This window comes from Sphingobacterium sp. KH_072 (genome assembly GCF_057837975.1).
In genome coordinates this window covers 2,606,730-2,623,541 of the sequence record NZ_CM174457.1, presented here as the reverse complement: position 1 = coordinate 2,623,541, position 16,812 = coordinate 2,606,730, and the positions used below count along the sequence as shown (strand labels likewise).

General features: G+C 38.2%; 12 protein-coding genes. 4 read left to right on the top strand and 8 right to left on the bottom strand.

Annotated elements, in window-relative coordinates; translation table 11 throughout:
• Window position 1: 1 nt before the first annotated feature.
• Together AC3IRT_RS11830 and AC3IRT_RS11825 are read left to right on the top strand one after the other, a co-directional pair.
• Window positions 2-2,095 carry a type IA DNA topoisomerase gene (locus AC3IRT_RS11830; protein WP_286767735.1) on the top strand — a complete coding sequence of 698 codons (2,094 nt, stop codon included), beginning with the start codon at window positions 2-4 and terminating at the stop codon, window positions 2,093-2,095.
• Window positions 2,052-2,966: an ORF6N domain-containing protein gene (locus AC3IRT_RS11825; RefSeq protein WP_489393428.1), complete on the top strand. Its 915-nt coding sequence runs from the start codon at window positions 2,052-2,054 to the stop codon at window positions 2,964-2,966. Before AC3IRT_RS11830 ends, AC3IRT_RS11825 begins: the two co-directional genes overlap by 44 nt.
• 33 nt (window positions 2,967-2,999) lie before the next feature.
• Here the strand turns inward: AC3IRT_RS11825 and AC3IRT_RS11820 are convergent, their stop codons facing one another.
• The gene (locus AC3IRT_RS11820) at window positions 3,000-4,457 is read right to left on the bottom strand and encodes a hypothetical protein (RefSeq protein ID WP_286767737.1); all 1,458 of its coding nucleotides are present in this window, start codon (window positions 4,455-4,457) and stop codon (window positions 3,000-3,002) included.
• 336 nt (window positions 4,458-4,793) lie between these two features.
• Between AC3IRT_RS11820 and AC3IRT_RS11815 the strand changes: the two genes are divergently transcribed.
• Both AC3IRT_RS11815 and AC3IRT_RS11810 read left to right on the top strand, forming a co-directional pair.
• Window positions 4,794-5,231 carry a DUF1896 domain-containing protein gene (locus tag AC3IRT_RS11815; RefSeq protein ID WP_286767738.1) on the top strand — a complete coding sequence of 146 codons (438 nt, stop codon included), beginning with the start codon at window positions 4,794-4,796 and terminating at the stop codon, window positions 5,229-5,231.
• Window positions 5,218-10,632, top strand: coding sequence for an N-6 DNA methylase (locus tag AC3IRT_RS11810; protein WP_489393427.1), 5,415 nt, complete (start codon window positions 5,218-5,220; stop codon window positions 10,630-10,632). Before AC3IRT_RS11815 ends, AC3IRT_RS11810 begins: the two co-directional genes overlap by 14 nt.
• Here the strand turns inward: AC3IRT_RS11810 and AC3IRT_RS11805 are convergent.
• From AC3IRT_RS11805 to AC3IRT_RS11775, 7 genes are all read right to left on the bottom strand, one after another.
• Complete coding sequence (locus AC3IRT_RS11805; protein WP_112652837.1) at window positions 10,629-11,465, bottom strand: RteC domain-containing protein; 837 nt, start codon at window positions 11,463-11,465, stop codon at window positions 10,629-10,631. The genes AC3IRT_RS11810 and AC3IRT_RS11805 overlap by 4 nt on opposite strands.
• Window positions 11,466-11,554: 89 nt before the next feature.
• Window positions 11,555-12,943, bottom strand: coding sequence for a bifunctional metallophosphatase/5'-nucleotidase (locus tag AC3IRT_RS11800; RefSeq protein WP_112652838.1), 1,389 nt, complete (start codon window positions 12,941-12,943; stop codon window positions 11,555-11,557).
• Window positions 12,944-12,976: 33 nt separating this feature from the next.
• Complete coding sequence (locus tag AC3IRT_RS11795; RefSeq protein ID WP_045755384.1) at window positions 12,977-13,432, bottom strand: DsrE family protein; 456 nt, start codon at window positions 13,430-13,432, stop codon at window positions 12,977-12,979.
• Between the two features lie 10 nt (window positions 13,433-13,442).
• Window positions 13,443-14,069, bottom strand: a complete 627-nt coding sequence (locus tag AC3IRT_RS11790; protein WP_045753446.1) for a TlpA family protein disulfide reductase — start codon at window positions 14,067-14,069, stop codon at window positions 13,443-13,445.
• A gap of 18 nt (window positions 14,070-14,087) precedes the next feature.
• Window positions 14,088-14,660, bottom strand: a complete 573-nt coding sequence (locus AC3IRT_RS11785) for a TlpA family protein disulfide reductase (RefSeq protein ID WP_045753445.1) — start codon at window positions 14,658-14,660, stop codon at window positions 14,088-14,090.
• Between the two features lie 24 nt (window positions 14,661-14,684).
• Entirely contained in the window at window positions 14,685-16,358 is a 1,674-nt protein-coding gene (locus tag AC3IRT_RS11780) for a protein-disulfide reductase DsbD family protein (protein WP_045753444.1), read from the bottom strand.
• A gap of 3 nt (window positions 16,359-16,361) precedes the next feature.
• The gene (locus AC3IRT_RS11775; protein WP_045753443.1) at window positions 16,362-16,808 is read right to left on the bottom strand and encodes a protein-disulfide reductase DsbD N-terminal domain-containing protein; all 447 of its coding nucleotides are present in this window, start codon (window positions 16,806-16,808) and stop codon (window positions 16,362-16,364) included.
• Between the last annotated feature and the right edge of the window lie 4 nt (window positions 16,809-16,812).

The window sequence follows — 16,812 nt, the reverse complement described above, 5'->3', positions numbered from 1 at the left end:
TATGAAAACAATCATTGCAGAAAAACCAAGCGTAGCAAGGGAAATAGCCGGACTTTTGGGAGCATCCGATAAAAAGGACGGCTACCTGACAGGTAACGGCTATTTTGTTACCTGGGCATTCGGACATTTAATAGGACAGGGAATGCCCGAAGATTATGGAATTTCGGGATTTGATAAAACAGCGTTACCGATTTTGCCCAATCCTTTTTTATTAACTGTTCGGAAAGTAAAAAAAGATAAAGGCTATACAGCCGATACAGGAGTGTTAAAGCAACTAAAAATTATTGAACAGCTTTTCAATAAAAGCGAGAGCATTATTGTGGCTACCGATGCAGGACGTGAAGGCGAATTGATATTTCGTTACATCTACGAATACCTGAAATGCAACAAACCCTTTGAACGCCTTTGGATAAGTTCGTTGACCGAAAAAGCCATCAAACAAGGATTTGAAAAACTAAAACCAGGAAAAGAATTTGACGGATTATACCAAGCAGCACAAGGTAGAAGCCGTGCTGATTGGTTGGTAGGCATCAATGCTACACAAGCATTGAGCATTGCCGCAGGAAATGGTATCTATTCCCTCGGAAGAGTTCAAACACCTACCTTGGCTTTGATATGCAAACGTTATTTGGAAAGCAAGAATTTCAAGGTTAAGAATTATTGGCAGATACAGCTATCGCATAATAAAGAGTTGATAGATTTTAAAAGTATTTCCAAAACAAAATGGGAAGACCAAAAACTTGCCGTTGATACGCTGAAAGCCATTCAACGAAACGAAACGGCAACAGTTACATCAGTAGAAACCAAAAGCGTTACGGAACAACCGCCTTTGCTATTCGATCTTACCGGATTGCAGAAAGAAGCCAATAAAAAACTGAACCTTTCTGCTGATGAAACGCTCAATATTGCTCAAAGTCTCTATGAAAAGAAGTTTATCACTTATCCTCGAACCGGAAGCAAATATATTCCCGAAGATATGTGGGCAGAAATACCCAATCTTGTAAGGGCTTTACAGGACAGAGAAAGCTGCAAACAGGCGATTACAAAAATGAGATGGGGTCGCTTCAATAAACGTATTGTGAACGATTTGCGTGTTACCGACCACCACGGTTTGTTGATTACAGATAAAATCCCGTCAGCACTGAACGCAAAGGAAAACTCCGTTTATGATATGATTGCCTTTCGACTGCTCGAAGCCCTTTCACAAGCCTGTATCAAGGAGATAACCGATGTAGGTTTACAGGTATTGCATTATGATTTTACGGCAAAGGGTTGTAAGGTTATAGAAGCGGGCTGGCGTTCCATCAAAGGCAGTTTCTCCGATGATGATACCGAGCCTGTACAGGATTTGCCCGAACTGAAGAAAGGCGATGAACTTAAAATAAAAGAAGTCTCCGTTTTGGAAAAAAAAACCAAACCGCCTGTATTGTATACCGAAGCAGGGCTTTTGTCGGCTATGGAAAGTGCAGGAAAGGAAATCGAAAATGAAGACGAACGGAAAGCCCTGCAAAATATCGGTATTGGCACTCCGGCTACAAGAGCCGCAATAATTGAAACCTTGTTTACCCGCAATTATATCCAACGGGAAAAGAAATCCTTAATCCCTACCGAAAAAGGATTGCAGGTGTACGAATTGGTCAAAGACCGTAAAATTGCGGATGTGGCAATGACCGCCGAATGGGAATTGGCTTTGCAAAAAATCGAAAATAACGAAGCAGATGCAGAGGCATTTCAAAAAGAAATGGAAACTTACGCCTCATCTATTACCAATGAATTGTTACAAACTTCCATTGCGCAAAACAACTTGCCTAAATTGGTTTGCCCGAAATGCAAAGGCCATCAACTCATTATCCGTGATAAAATAGTGAAGTGTCCGGATGAAGTTTGTAGTTGGGTACAGTTCCGCAATGTGTGTGGCATACAAATCAGCTTAGCCGATATTGAAAACCTTGTCAATAAAAAGAAAACTTCACTTATCAAAGGAATGAAAAGCAAAGCTGGAAATAAATTCGATGCTTATATCGTGTTGAATGAGGATTGCAAAACCTCTTTTGAATTTGCTAAAAATAAAAGCTACAAAAGTAATGGAAAATAAGCCTACCATTAGCACAATGGAAATCAGAAATCTGATTTATTCCATACGTGGAAAGCAAGTGATGCTGGATAGCGACCTCGCTTCCTTATATCAGGTGGAAACCAAGAACCTCAACAAAGCCGTAAAAAGAAATATTGAAAGATTTCCTGCTTCTTTTTGCTTTCAACTTACCGAAGAGGAAGTTGAAAACTTGAGGTTCCAAATTGGAACCTCAAGTTTGAGCTACGGCGGAAGACGTTATCTGCCCTATGTTTTTACTGAACAAGGGGTCGCAATGGCTTCTGCTATACTTCGCTCGGATATAGCGGTTAAAGTCAGTGTTGAAATTATGGAAGCCTTTGTAGAAATGCGGAGAATGCTTGCCAGCAATGCCTCTCTTTTTCATCGTTTGGATAAGATTGAATTGAAACAATTAGAAGCCGACCAAAGATTTGAAGAGATTTTTAAGGCACTGGAAAGCGACAAGCTCCACAGCGAAAAAGGTATCTTTTACAACGGACAGATTTTTGATGCCTACGCCTTTGTATCGGATATTATCCGAAATGCAAAAACCTCCATTATCCTGTTGGATAATTATGTAGATGATACGGTATTGACTTTATTGGGTAAACGGAATAATAATGCAACTGCCACTATCTATACCAAAAACATCAGTAATCAGCTACGGCTGGATGTACAACGATACAACAGCCAATATCCTCGGATTGAAATTAAGATTTTTTCCGATGCTCACGACCGCTTTTTGATTATTGACGATGTGGAACTTTACCATATCGGAGCATCACTAAAAGACCTGGGCAAAAAATGGTTTGCCTTTTCGAGAATGGATATTGAGGTGGGCAGAATGCTCCAATTACTGAATAGAGTTTAATTAAATCCCTGTTTTTGACAGGGATTTAAAATTCTAATTTCTTCTTGTCCAACTTAAATTAGCAGATATTAATTCAACTATTAGGGTTTCCAGTATTTCGTTTACCCATTCTAATTCAAAAATCAAATTGTTCTTAGCGAACCTAAAAGTTAAATCTTGCTTTTCTGCGTGGAATATCTTATTCCGTAAATAGTAACAGTATTTAATACAGATGAAGACAGTAATTTCTAATTCGGTATTTATTACAGGATTTTTAACCTTGTCCTCTAAATATCCAGTAATCCTTTTAAAGATTATTTCGCTGTCAGTTGAGGACTTATTATTGTGATAAAGGTCTTTGATATAGTCGAACTTATTAAACTTATTTTCAACCTTATCCACACTGAAAATATTTTTTAAATCAGTTTCAAAATAACTGATATTATCAAGCAAGTTTTTACAAATAATCTTATTTTGATACCTGAAGATAAATGCAATAAAGGAAACTATCTTTTCTTTAGTATCATAATCATTACTTAGTAGCTCATTGAAACGAACTTTTTCTCGAAGTTCTTTAGCTGTAATATTTCTTGCTCTATGCAGTGATTTTGGAAACAATGTTGGGTTAGTAATTATGAAATTTCGCATTAATCGGTGGCATTCATTTTCGTTTACACCATTTCCAAAATAATAATAGATTGAATTAAAAGATTTCCATAACTTTTCAAACCGTTCACTTTCTTCATCGGTAATTTTAGATTTCAAAAGGTAGGTTAAAGCATATTGGATTGCTTTGGATTTATCGTCAATTTTAAAAATATCGGTAATATCTAAAGTTGAAATATCAGTCCCTTTAAATTTATCGTTCAATATTTGTTCAATACCAATTTTTGAAGTTGGTAGAGAAAGCATTGTTTCTTCTCCTGTTTGCTTTATTCGGTTAATAGAGATATGCTGTATAGGAACGAAATGGTTTACTCGGATATAATAGTAAATCAGAGATTTTATAATCTGATTATGAATAGAATTGCTTTCTGAAAAAACAATATTTATAAGATTGATTTTTGCAGTTCTATTGCACTTTATTGTTAGTGTATCATTCTCAATCACTAACTCGTCATTTGTATCTGAACTTCCCTTATACTCCATTTCAAATACTTCCCGAGAAATTGAAATGTCAGGAGCATCAAAACTTATATTTATGGAATAATTGTGCTTTATTTTATTTTTTGCGAATGTCTTAATGGAGCTTGTTATAAAACTGTCAAACCTTGATTTCTTTTCATAATTATAAATATCATAAACGTCGGGATATAAATCCTTAAACTTTATCTTGAAATCTGTTAATGTATAAGGGTCTCCATTAAATGAATTGTGCAAAATCAAAAGTTTATCATTTATAGTTTTAACGGACTTGCCTTTCTTTTTTTTGGTCAATCTAACATCTTCGCCAAAATTTTGCAAGGCTCTAAAGGCTTGCTCCTTAACTTCAAATATTCTATCCGTTTTCATCAAACGATACAATTCCCTTTTGCTTTCAAAGCATTTATACTTTGAAAGGAAGTCTATTGCTTTCTACCTATTCCGGTAGTCTGATATATCATTTGCAAGGTTTACATACTCTGCAATGTTATTTGGTTTCTTATTGTCAAAATCCTTGTTAGCCATATTCTTCCTCACATAGTTTAATCGTCAAATTTAATCAAAACCAATCTGTATTCCGTTGCTTAGCCGATTATGTTTACGACAAATCCAACCTCTTAAAGCCAAACCCTGCCACTTCTGCAAAGTGGCTTATCTACTGCTATAATTTTAGGCTTCAAATAAAATTCTAAACAAAATTATAGTATGGACACACAACAAAAAGGCCTATCGTATTTCAGGTTACGACTGCAAGAATTATTAAACACCAGCTTTCCCGAAAAGGCGAACGACCAAAAATTTATTGAGCAACGTTCTTCGTGGGCGGCTAATGCTTACGAGGGTGCTTTTAGTTCAGGAAATCCTATTGAACAATGTGATGAAATAGCCAATTACATTCTTTTTGAGGACTTACACTTCTCCAGGTTCGACACCGTTTTTCAGGTGGTATGCAATGAGTTTGATACCATAATGGCAGACGAGGAACTGCGACCATTTGCCCTAAAAATGTCCCCTGTTTGTGAGCCTGTTTTCTCCGGCTATGAACTAACCGATGATTTTGCATACGGTTATGAGTTTGATTTACTCTATACCGAGATAACCGGAACCATCGCAATATGGATACAGGAAAATGGGCTTCAGTAAAAAGCAACATCTCCAACAGAACATTGATGCCCTGCGAATTGCTTTTAAACTGGAAAAGGAGAAACAGCAAGCCACCGTAGGCGAAAGACTACTAATGATGCAATACAGCGGATTTGGCGGTCTTAAATTCGTATTGAACCCCATTGCAAATGATATAGACATCAATCATTGGAGAAAAACGGAACACGACCTTTTCCCAATTACGCAGGAACTGCACCAGCTACTCAAAGAAAATTCAGAAGACGATAAACAATACCGCAGATATGTAGATAGTTTTAAAAGTTCTGTGCTTACGGCTTTTTATACACCGCCACAGGTCATTGACACGATTTGCGTAAGCTTGCGTGAAAGCGGTCTGAACATTGATAAATTCCTTGAACCATCAGCAGGGATTGGCTCATTCATACAGTCCTTTTCGGAAAATCAATCGGCAAATGTTACCGCTTATGAAAAGGACCTACTCACCGGTAAAATTTTAAAACAGCTTTATCCCGAAAGTAACATCCTCGTGAACGGCTTTGAGGAAATCCCCGAAAAGGAAAAAAAAAGCTATGATGTTGTTGCGAGTAACATTCCGTTCGGCGACACATCGGTGTTTGATCTTTCCTATTCCAGAAGCACAGACACAGCCAAAGTAAAGGCTGCTAGAAGCATCCACAATTACTTTTTTCTGAAAGGTGCTGATATGCTCCGTGAGGGTGGTTTGTTAGTTTACATTACTTCACAAGGAATTTTAAACAGTCCAAAGAACGAACCAATACGCAGGGCGTTAATGCAGGATAATAATTTGGTTTCGGTGGTCAGATTGCCCAACAATTTGTTTACTGAATATGCAGGAACGGAAGTTGGCAGTGATTTGATTATCCTTCAAAAAAATACGGCAAAGCAAAATTTGACAGAAGGAGAAGAACTCTTTTGCCAGAGCAAGCAAACAGAATACAATACGCCTGGCAATGCTCTTTTTCAGGACAGCACAAGAATTGTACATACCGACCGCAAATTAGATACCGACCCTTATGGGAAACCGGCATTAATTTATACGCACAAAGACGGCGTTGCCGGAATTGCCAAAGACCTCAAACAAATGCTTTCCGAAGATTTTGGAAAGCACCTGAATTTAGGTTTGTACAAAGGCGAACTGAACGATGAACTTATAATACAAATTCCTGCTACTCCTAAGGTAACACCTCCAATTGTCGACCCTGTAACCATTCAGGCGGAAATACAACCTTTATCAATCAATCGGGAAAGCCCGCAGGAATTAAAACAATTAAGCATTTTCGACATGTTTGAAAATGCGGACGAACCTGTAATGGTTGTTGCTTCACCCAAAAGAACGACACAAGTTAAAAGGCAAAGCACCAATAAAAGAAGAGGTGCAATGGGTCGCCAACCTGACCTTTTCAGTAGTGCGATACAGCAACCTTATACACCTCCGATTACCAATAGAACTGCCAACGGAAGCCCATCTACCAATGGCAAAAAACAGGAAACCATCGGCGACCTGTTTTCGGGTATCAACGGGAATGGCCAAGCTGATAAGCCAACCTTTACCGATACCATTCCCGAACCTGCTCCTTATGGTGGCAAATTACATCCGTTCCATCGTAACGATTGCCTTGTAGTGGATAATGGCTGGGTAGGTCATCTGCAAGATGTAGATACATCAAACGGTACGGCAGTTTTCCACCCTTTAGCTTTACCGACCTTACAGAAAACAAGAGCCGAAGCGTATATCGAGGTGCGTGATATTTACCAACAGCTTTACACTAACGAAGCAGAGCTTCAGACCGAACACAAAGAAGAAAGGGAAAACCTTAACCGCCTTTACGATGTCTTTGTCAAAAGATACGGAAACCTCAACAGTGCCGATAATATCAAGCTCATCAAAACGGATAGCTCCAGTAAGGAAATCCCTTATTTGGAGCGTGTCGTAGGTGGTGTAGTTCATAAATCGGATATATTTAGCCGTCCGGTAAGTTTCTCCACCTTAACAATAGCAACTGACAATCCCGAAGAAGCGTTAGCGGCTTCGCTGAACAAATACGGAAGCGTGGATTTGGAATATATGTCCGAAATCAGCGGTATGACGGACGATGCTTTAAAAGAAGCATTGCACGGTCGTATTTACTACAATCCTCTGCAAAAGGAATATGAAATATCCGAACGCTGGATTGCAGGGAACGTAGTAGAGAAAGCCCAAGAGGTCAAAGCGTATCTCGAACGCAATCCCGATGATGCCGAAGCCAAAGCAAGCCTTACAGTCATAGAAGAAGCCCGACCAAGGCGTATCGAATTTGAGGAACTTGATTTCAATTTGGGCGAACGCTGGATACCTACAGGTATTTATGCCCGATTTGCTTCACATCTTTTTGATACGGACGTACTCGTTCATTACTCTGAGAGCTCTGATGACTTTTCAGTAAAGTGCGACCGTAAGAATTTGCATATCTGGGAAAAATACGCTGTCAAAGCTGAAAGCCGGACATTTGATGGGATTGCCCTTCTCAAACACGCCCTTGTCAATACCACACCTGATATTACCAAAAAAATAGTGGTTGGCGACCAGGAGCTCAAGGTTCGGGATATGGAAGCCATACAAATGGCTAACACCAAGATAGATGAAATCCGTACCGCTTTTACCGACTGGCTGCACGCCCAGAATGATGAGTTTAAAAACAGGCTGACGGGCCAATATAACGACACTTTTAACTGTTTCGTCCGACCAAACTATGACGGAAGCCATCAGGATTTTCCAGGGCTGGACCGCAAAGCATTGGGTATCGAAGATTTGTATTCGAGCCAAAAGGATACCGTGTGGATGATAAAGCTTAACAACGGTGCTATATGCGACCATGAAGTAGGCGCAGGAAAAACCTTGGTAATGTGTACGGCTGCACAGGAAATGAAACGTTTGGGGTTAGCCAATAAGCCTATGATGATAGGGCTAAAAAGCAACGTTCACGAAATTGCCGAAGCTTACCGCACCGCTTATCCACACGCTAAAATATTGTTTCCGGGTAAAGAAGATTTTACACCTCAAAAACGCCAACGCATTTTTGGCGATATTAAAAACAATGATTGGGATTGTGTTATTCTCACACATGATCAATTTGGAATGATCCCACAATCTCCCGAAATTCAGAAGGAAATCTTAGAAATTGAGTTGGACAGCGTGGAGCGTAACCTTGATGCCCTGCAATCGCAAGGCAAGGAAGTGACCAGAGGAATGCTTGCCGGTGTAATCAAGCGAAAAGAAAATCTCGAAGTCAAACTCAAAACCCTGCAACACGATATTGAAAATCGTAAAGATGATGTGGTAGATTTTAAGATGTTGGGTATAGACCATCTGTTTGTGGATGAAAGCCATCAATTCAAAAACCTGATGTTCAATACAAGGCATTCCAGAGTTGCAGGATTAGGTAATGTTGACGGCAGTCAAAAGGCCATCAACCTGCTATTTGCCATTCGTACCGTTCAGGAACGCACCAATGCAGATATGGGGGCAACTTTTCTTTCGGGAACTACCATCAGTAATTCGTTAACCGAACTGTACTTATTATTCAAATACCTGCGACCAAGAGCAATGGAAAAACAGGGCATTCATTCCTTTGATGCCTGGGCTGCTATTTACGCAAGGAAAACGACCGATTATGAATTTTCGGTAGCGAACAATATTGTAGCTAAAGAACGTTTCCGCTATTTTATCAAAGTGCCGGAGCTTGCCCAATTCTACTCTGAAATCACGGATTACCGGACGGCAAAAGATATAGGTATCGATCGCCCCAATAAGAATGAGGTATTGTATAATATACCGCCCACTCCAGAACAGGAAGAATTTATTAAAAAGCTAATGGAGTTTGCAAAAACGGGCAATGCTACCTTATTAGGAAGAACACCTTTATCACAAAGTGAAGAAAAAGCTAAGATGCTTATCGCTACAGACTATGCCCGTAAGATGTCTTTGGATATGCGTATGGTAAGCGGTAGCTACGAAGACCATCCCGACAATAAGGCTTCACATTGTGCGGCGAAAATTGCTAAGTATTATAATCAATATAATGCACAGAAAGGAACGCAATTCGTTTTTTCCGATTTGGGAACCTACAAACCAAACGAATGGAATGTTTATTCAGAAATCAGACGCAAACTTGTGGAAGACCACGGTTTACCTGCATACGAAGTCCGTTTTATACAGGAAGCCAAAAATGACAAGCAACGCAAGGAACTTATCAAAGGAATGAACGAAGGGAAAATCCGTGTGCTGTTCGGTTCTACAAGTATGCTGGGTACAGGTGTCAATGCACAGAAGAGAGCCGTTGCCGTTCATCATCTGGATACGCCGTGGCGACCAAGCGATCTTGCCCAAAGGGACGGCAGGGCTGTTCGTAAAGGCAATGAAATTGCCAAGTTTTTCGCAGGTAATAAAGTAGATGTCATTATCTATGCCGTAGAAAAATCACTGGACAGCTATAAGTTTAACCTGCTATACAACAAACAACTATTCATAGACCAGTTAAAAAATAACAATCTCGGCAAACGAACGATTGACGAAGGCAGTATGGACGAAAAATCAGGAATGAACTTTTCGGAATATGTGGCTATCCTGTCAGGAAATACAGATCTACTGGATAAAGCCAAACTGGAAAAACAGATTGCCGGATTGGAAAGCGAAAAACAAGCGTTTAACCGTTCAAAGTATAGTGCAAAATACAAATTGGAAGACTATACGGCAGAATTGGATAAAGCCCAATCCCGCTTTGACCGTATGAACCTTGATTGGAATAATTTACAAGGGCGTATCCAAAAACGTTCGGACGGCACAATCGCAAATCCTCTGCAATTGGATGGCTTACCGCCAAATGCGGACATCAAACAAATCGGTGCAAAGCTCAACCAGCTTGCCGACAAATCTCGTACAGGTGGGGATTATGAAGAAATCGGAAGCCTTTACGGGTTCCAACTTTTGGTAAAAACGGAAATGTCGCAAAAAGACGGCGTGGATATTCGTATAAACCGTTTCTTGGTTCAGGGGGAAGGAAACATAAAATACACATACAACAATGGCCTAATCGCTAAAGACGAAAAATTGGCTGCTATGAATTTCCTTAATGCTCTGGAAAAATTGCCTAGCTACATCGAGCAGGAGCAAAAGAAAATTGTAGAAATACAAAAAGACTTGCCAGTTCTTCATGAAGTGGTAAACGGTAATTGGAGTAAGGAGATCCGGTTGGGCGAACTCAAAACGGAGTTGGCTTCTGTGGAGCGAAAAATACAGTTATCCATCACGCCTGAGCCTAAAGAAGAACCTTCGGAACAAACCGAAAAGCAGAAGCAAACTATAAAAATTTCAGAAGAGAATGAACAAACAAAAGCTATTCATCTATCAAGGGGAATTTAATGAGTATTTACTTCATCCTCTTCATCCATTTTATTGATCAAGGCATCACGCAAGCTGTCAAGGAACTTGGTTCGGTTTATTTTTCGGGCTTTAAGTTCCATAAATGTATGATAAAAATCGCCCAAATCAACATTAAATGTAACTTCTAACGTTTTAGCAATCAATTTTATATCAGCATTGCCATTATCAAATACTCCTTGTGAATATAGAGCGTAAACCAATTCGATTAAAGCAGTTTTACTTCCTGTCCAATTTAACGAAGAATAATCAAATACTTTTTTCTGATTTTTATTATTCAGTTGGTCTTCGAGATATACTTGTATCAAATCATTAGCAATGATTTTAGCTACTTTATAATCGTGTGAAGTTGTAAAATTATGGTCGGTTTCAAAATAATAGGTGTCTAAACTTAACCTTACATCATAACCACCTCTTACAAAATACCTCTCATCGAGATAGGTACTATTGGTTCTATAGTACTTATAAAATTCGAGATTGTTATCAAAAAATCTTTTCAGTTTTGCTAATTCATTGTCAATATACTTCTTTATTGTTTTCCCTTTTCCATAAGGCTTCTTGGTTTCTATCTTATAAATAGCATTGTAATAAATTAATTTGGAAAGAATAACAGGTTTTAACTTTTTGAAGAAGTAAATTTCTTCTTTTTTATCTTTGAAACCTTGTTTTAAAACAAACTCTTTTAACTTTGATAAACAATCTATTATAAGACCAATAACTTCTTGTGGCAATAAGATTGGGTCATCTACTTCCAATGTAAGTTCTTTGATTTTTTCTTCCAGTTTCTGTACGCATTCGTTATAGTATTTTTCCATAGATTTTAGTTTAAGGTTAAAATCGTCATGGGGTAAAAACCCGATATAATTTGTGCTATGTGGTTTTCATTGCAAAAAGGTTTATGGTTTTAGGAGCTTGTTTTTAAATAATCAACAAGAGCTTGTATCGCAGTTATTTTTAAATGTGCCCTGTTGGTTCCGTATTTGTCTGACACACCTTGTTCGGTGATATAGGCAACCTTATATGTTTTTTCTTTTATTAAGTGATCATTCTCGTAGTAAATCTCCTCTATGCGATAGCCATACGGATTTTCAATGTGGGATTTGATCTGTAATCCCACATAGCGTTTAGAGTAACCGCCCATTTGTTTCATCGGATTAGCTGAAAAAGTACGTTCAAAGTTTTCTTCCAACATATCAATGATCTCCTGTCCTGTCATATCCACAGTGGAAATAACCGGGTTCATAGGAACCATATTATACAAATCCCACATCGTAATATTTCCTTTATCAATAGGCGCACCGTAACGCCATCCGTTAGAAAATGCTATGTTTACACCTGCTGCCTTGCTAATTGCTTTCAATAACAGATTATCCATTGATGATGAGAAAGCATCATATCGATGTAGTATAGTATCCGTTCTGCCAACAACATCTTCTTGCAAGTTTCTGTATGAAGCCATAATACCATTTACAATATTTTCTATTGGTTTATGGCTCGCAACATCTTCGTTCACTTCTATAAGCTTGTATTGATAATTTGTAATTTTATTATCTACGATTGAAAGTTTGAGATGTCCCACAAAAGAGCCGTGGCAACCACACTGTATTATTATGGTATCTTTTACTTTTACTGGTTCATATATTCTGTTGTGGGTGTGCGCACTTAAACATATATCAATTCCTGTTGTGTTTTTAAGTAATTCAATATCCTGCGGGTAGCCATTGTGTGAAAGTAATATGACTAAATTTGCTCCCAATCCCTTTACTTCTTTTACATAGCCGTTTATTTCATCAATTCCGTCGGTCACATAAATTCCTTGTTTGAATGCAGCGGGCATCGTCTTATCGATGATATTGGCGCAGATACCGATTACAGCAATTTTTTGATTACCTACCTCAATAAATGAATACGGTTTCAGTAGTAGAGTACCATCATCCTTATAAACGTTAACACCCAATATAGGATAATTAAGTAGTTTATCTAATGCTAAAAGATGTTCCGGCCTATAGGCAAAATCCCAATGTCCCACCATTGCACTAAAACTAAGTTTGTTTAAAATTGGAATTAGTACTTCGCCTCTGGAAGCCACTACAGGTAAGGTTCCGTGAAAGGTATCGCCTCCGTCAAAAAACAAGGTGTGTTCATTCTCTTTTCTTATCTTCTCGAAAACAGAGGCGATTTTTGCATAGCCTCCTGCTGTTTTAATAAATTCCCCGTCCTTACCATAAAATAATTCTGGGTGTGGTTCAAGATAACCGTGTACATCATTTATAAATCCTATTGATAATTCCATAATATATAATTTAAAGTTTTAAAACGTTTTTGATTAGGGATGGACAATTGCCCAGCCTTCGTATTGCCTTAATATAATTTCTCCGTTACCGGTCGGAACATAGTTCACAAAATCAAACAATTCGTTCTTGTCAATTTTTCGTTCTTCCATTGTTTTAGAACACTGGACAAATACAACGCCCTTATCTTTGAGTGCAACCAATAATTTTTGGTAGCTGTTAGCTTTTTTATACATTTCCACACCGTCAGAAAACGCAAGGACTTCTATCTTTAATTTACCTTTCAACCGTGGGTCACTTAGTACATTATTGATGTTGCGAAGGATGCCCTTTATTTTTTTATCCTCTGCTTCGTTCAAGATATAAAGGGCATTGTAATGTTTTTTGTATGCTTTCGCGGGCTCAAAAGTGGTATCTGGTTTTTGTTGCGCAAAAATGCTAATAGACATAAAACATAGTACGGCTATTAGCAAAGCTTGTAGTTTTTTCATTTTATTGTTTTTATTGTTCATTTATTAATTCTTCTATTTCCTTTACAAATTTTTCAGATGCGTAATTGGCAAATCCGGTATGATGAAGCCTGACTTTTCCATTCTTATCCAGTACAACGGTTGTTGGTAATGAACCGGAAAACACTTCTGTTGGGACATTACCGCTGGACTGATACATTGGAACTGAAAAATTTTCTTTTTCCAGATATGCCATTCCTACAGCTGGGTCATCGTCCTCGTTGAGGGTTAGAAAGAAAATATCAGGGTTATCCTTAAATTGGGTATACAGAGTTTCAATAGATGGAAATTCAGCCCGACAGGGTGGACACCAAGATGCCCAAAAATTGATAAACACTACTTTTCCTCTTAATGATGAGGTATTTTGTATGCTCCCTTTTCCGTCGGTAAAAGTAAAATCAGTATTTGTAAGGCTTACTGTATCCGCATCCTTTTTATCTATACTCGCATTAAAAATTCCTGTCGCCATTAACTGTCGTAGCACAAATGATTTTGCATCGGGGCTTACAAGTAATATCACGACGGCAATTACCATAAATATAGTAAAGGCATTTTTCTTAATGTACTGTAGCTTTTTCTGTGGTGGTTTCTTATTAAAAACTTCTTTATTGTTAGTCATAATTCATTCTTTTATCAATTAGTTACTATCTACAAGTTCATTCACAACTTTGATGATCTCGGGACTTGTATAATCCCTACCACCTTCGATACGGGCAATCATATCTCCGCTTTTGTCTAGTATGACCGTAGTTGGAATTGAACTGCCTAAATATTCAGAAGGTATATTGCTGGCTGGAACATATACAGGCAAATCATACTTATTCTTCTCCATAAATGCAGTGGATTTTTCCATCTTGTTGTCTACATCTACCATCAGGAATACGATGTCGTCATTGCCTTTGTACTTTGCTTTTAGTTCGTTAATGGTAGGCATTTCCTGAATGCAGGGCGGACACCATGTAGCCCAGAAATTAATGAATACGACTTTACCTTTTAATGAACTTAACGATACAGTTTCTCCACTTTTGTTTTTAAAGGAAATAGCTGAAGTTGCTGGAGCTTCCACCTCTATAACTTCTTCTGTTGTGATTTTTTCGTTATTTATTTTATTCTCTTTGTTCTTGTCTGTATTTCCGCAAGCTGCCAGCGAGACGGCTGTGATTATGAAAAGACCAGAACGAACTGCCAAATTTTTAAATTGCATTTTCATACTAAATGATTTTAATTAATTATCCTATAAATTTGTACTCTTGTATTTGTTTATTGCAGATTGAATAAAACCGTAATAGCTTTTCGGATTGTAATCTGCTCCAGTAGGTTTGATCAGTATTTCCTCGTTAGATGGGTCTAAAAGTACATAGTGAGGTTGCGAATTGGAGTTAAACTTACTCGCCTGAAAATCGCTCCATTTATTACCTATGGTACGTATATTTTTGCCGCTAAAGGATGATACAAATTGTTCTGCCTGTGGTAATTCTGTTTTATCGTCCACATAAAGTTGGATGATGATAAGTTCTTCGTTCAATAGCTTGTGTACGTCTTTATCAGACCAGACGGATGCTTCCATCTTACGGCAATTAACACAGGCATGCCCTGTGAAATCGAGCATGACAGGTTTGCCCACTTTCTTTCCATATTCTATTCCCTCCTCGTAGTCAAAAAAGACATTAAGGTTTAAGGGTGCGTGGAATATATCCGAATATTTGCGGGCTTTGCCATCGACGGCATTATTTGTCTCTGTCCTACCAAAAGAAGAAGTATACAGGTCAAAATCTTGTGTTGTCTGTGGTGGTAAAAATGCCGAAATGGATTTTAAAGGTGCTCCCCACAATCCAGGAACCATATACAGGGTAAACGATAGTACAAGTATTGACAGTACCATTCTCGGCAGGCTCAATTTATCCATTGGACTATCATTCGGAAACCGAATTTTTCCTAATAAATAGAAACCTAAATATCCGAAGATTATAATCCAGAGTGCTAAAAAGACTTCTCTATCGAACCAATTCCAATGATATGCCAGATCCACATTGCTCAAAAACTTCAAAGCAAGAGCTAATTCTAAAAATCCGAGTGTGATTTTTACGCTATTCAGCCAACCTCCCGAAGATGGAAGGCTTTTCAAAAGACTGGGGAACATGGCAAAAAGCGTAAATGGTATTGCCAATGCCAATGCAAAACCTAACATTCCAATGGTTGGACCTAATAGTTCTCCCATTGTGGCAGCCTGTACCAACAATGTTCCAATAATGGGGCCGGTACAAGAAAACGACACCACTGCCAATGTTGCTGCCATAAAGAAAAGCCCCAGCAATCCTCCGCGGTCAGCCTTACGGTCTAACTTATTGGCAAGCGAGGCAGGTAAAGTCAATTCAAACGCCCCAAAAAAGGAGAACGAAAATACCACTAAAAGGACGAAAAATGCAAAATTGAATATTCCGTTGGTAGAAAGGCTATTGAGTGCATCCGCACCGAAAATAACCGTAATCAAAATACCTAACAACACATATATCACTATGATAGACAAACCATAAAGTATTGCCTGGGTTGTGGCTTTACGTTTAGAATATCCGCTTTTGGTAAAGAAACTGACTGTCAAAGGCAGCATCGGAAAAATACAGGGCATAATCAAAGCGGCAAATCCACCAATAAAGCCTGCTATAAAAATTGTCCATAACGAACTTTTATCCGTTTCGTTTTCATCGGTTAGTATCGAATTGGCAACTTCCGATGTTTCTTTGTCGGAGGATTTAATACTATTATCTTTCTTCTCAATGGGTTGTTCTTCTGTTATTTCGGTAAATTCTACGTCATCAAACGATAGGAGACTGTCGGTCTGTGCATTTACAGTAACAGCCATCAATCCGCTGATGAGTAGTATTGTGAATAATCTAACTATTAATTTCATATTTTATTTAACTGGAATATTAAAATATACTTCTTCTGGTGGCAAACATTGCAGATCATTACACACCATATAGGTAAGTGTTCCTTTTACAGTAGGTGCATTTTCCGCTAATTTTATCTTTTGTTGAAATACCACTGAGTTTTTATAGTATCCAACGTCCATATTAAAGGTTTCATCGTGTTTGACAACAGGTTTTGCTGCCAGTACCTTTCCGTTCAATTGATATGACTTCGATGTAGTGAACGAAAATATCGTTGGCTGAGGTCCATTTTCGGGAACGGTCTGCGAATAGATGTGCCAACCGTCATCTATTTTAGCTTTTATAAATAAAACAGCTTCTTTATCGCTGATACGTTTTGATGCATAAGACCATTTTACTGGCTTTAGCATTTGTCCGAATGATGCAGCACTTATGAGTGAGAATGCTACGAATAATATTATCCTTTTCATTGTA

What these genes read in the sequence shown, in the direction of transcription:
- AC3IRT_RS11795 (WP_045755384.1), bottom strand. Translation starts at nt 13,432, where the DNA reads ATGAAAAAACTACAAGCTTTGCTAATAGCCGTACTATGTTTTATGTCT.
- AC3IRT_RS11780 (WP_045753444.1), bottom strand. Translation starts at nt 16,358, where the DNA reads ATGAAATTAATAGTTAGATTATTCACAATACTACTCATCAGCGGATTG.
- AC3IRT_RS11775 (WP_045753443.1), bottom strand. Translation starts at nt 16,808, where the DNA reads ATGAAAAGGATAATATTATTCGTAGCATTCTCACTCATAAGTGCTGCA.
- AC3IRT_RS11790 (WP_045753446.1), bottom strand. Translation starts at nt 14,069, where the DNA reads ATGACTAACAATAAAGAAGTTTTTAATAAGAAACCACCACAGAAAAAG.
- AC3IRT_RS11800 (WP_112652838.1), bottom strand. Translation starts at nt 12,943, where the DNA reads ATGGAATTATCAATAGGATTTATAAATGATGTACACGGTTATCTTGAA.
- AC3IRT_RS11820 (WP_286767737.1), bottom strand. Translation starts at nt 4,457, where the DNA reads ATGAAAACGGATAGAATATTTGAAGTTAAGGAGCAAGCCTTTAGAGCC.
- AC3IRT_RS11805 (WP_112652837.1), bottom strand. Translation starts at nt 11,465, where the DNA reads ATGGAAAAATACTATAACGAATGCGTACAGAAACTGGAAGAAAAAATC.
- AC3IRT_RS11785 (WP_045753445.1), bottom strand. Translation starts at nt 14,660, where the DNA reads ATGAAAATGCAATTTAAAAATTTGGCAGTTCGTTCTGGTCTTTTCATA.
- AC3IRT_RS11810 (WP_489393427.1), top strand. Translation starts at nt 5,218, where the DNA reads ATGGGCTTCAGTAAAAAGCAACATCTCCAACAGAACATTGATGCCCTG.
- AC3IRT_RS11830 (WP_286767735.1), top strand. Translation starts at nt 2, where the DNA reads ATGAAAACAATCATTGCAGAAAAACCAAGCGTAGCAAGGGAAATAGCC.
- AC3IRT_RS11815 (WP_286767738.1), top strand. Translation starts at nt 4,794, where the DNA reads ATGGACACACAACAAAAAGGCCTATCGTATTTCAGGTTACGACTGCAA.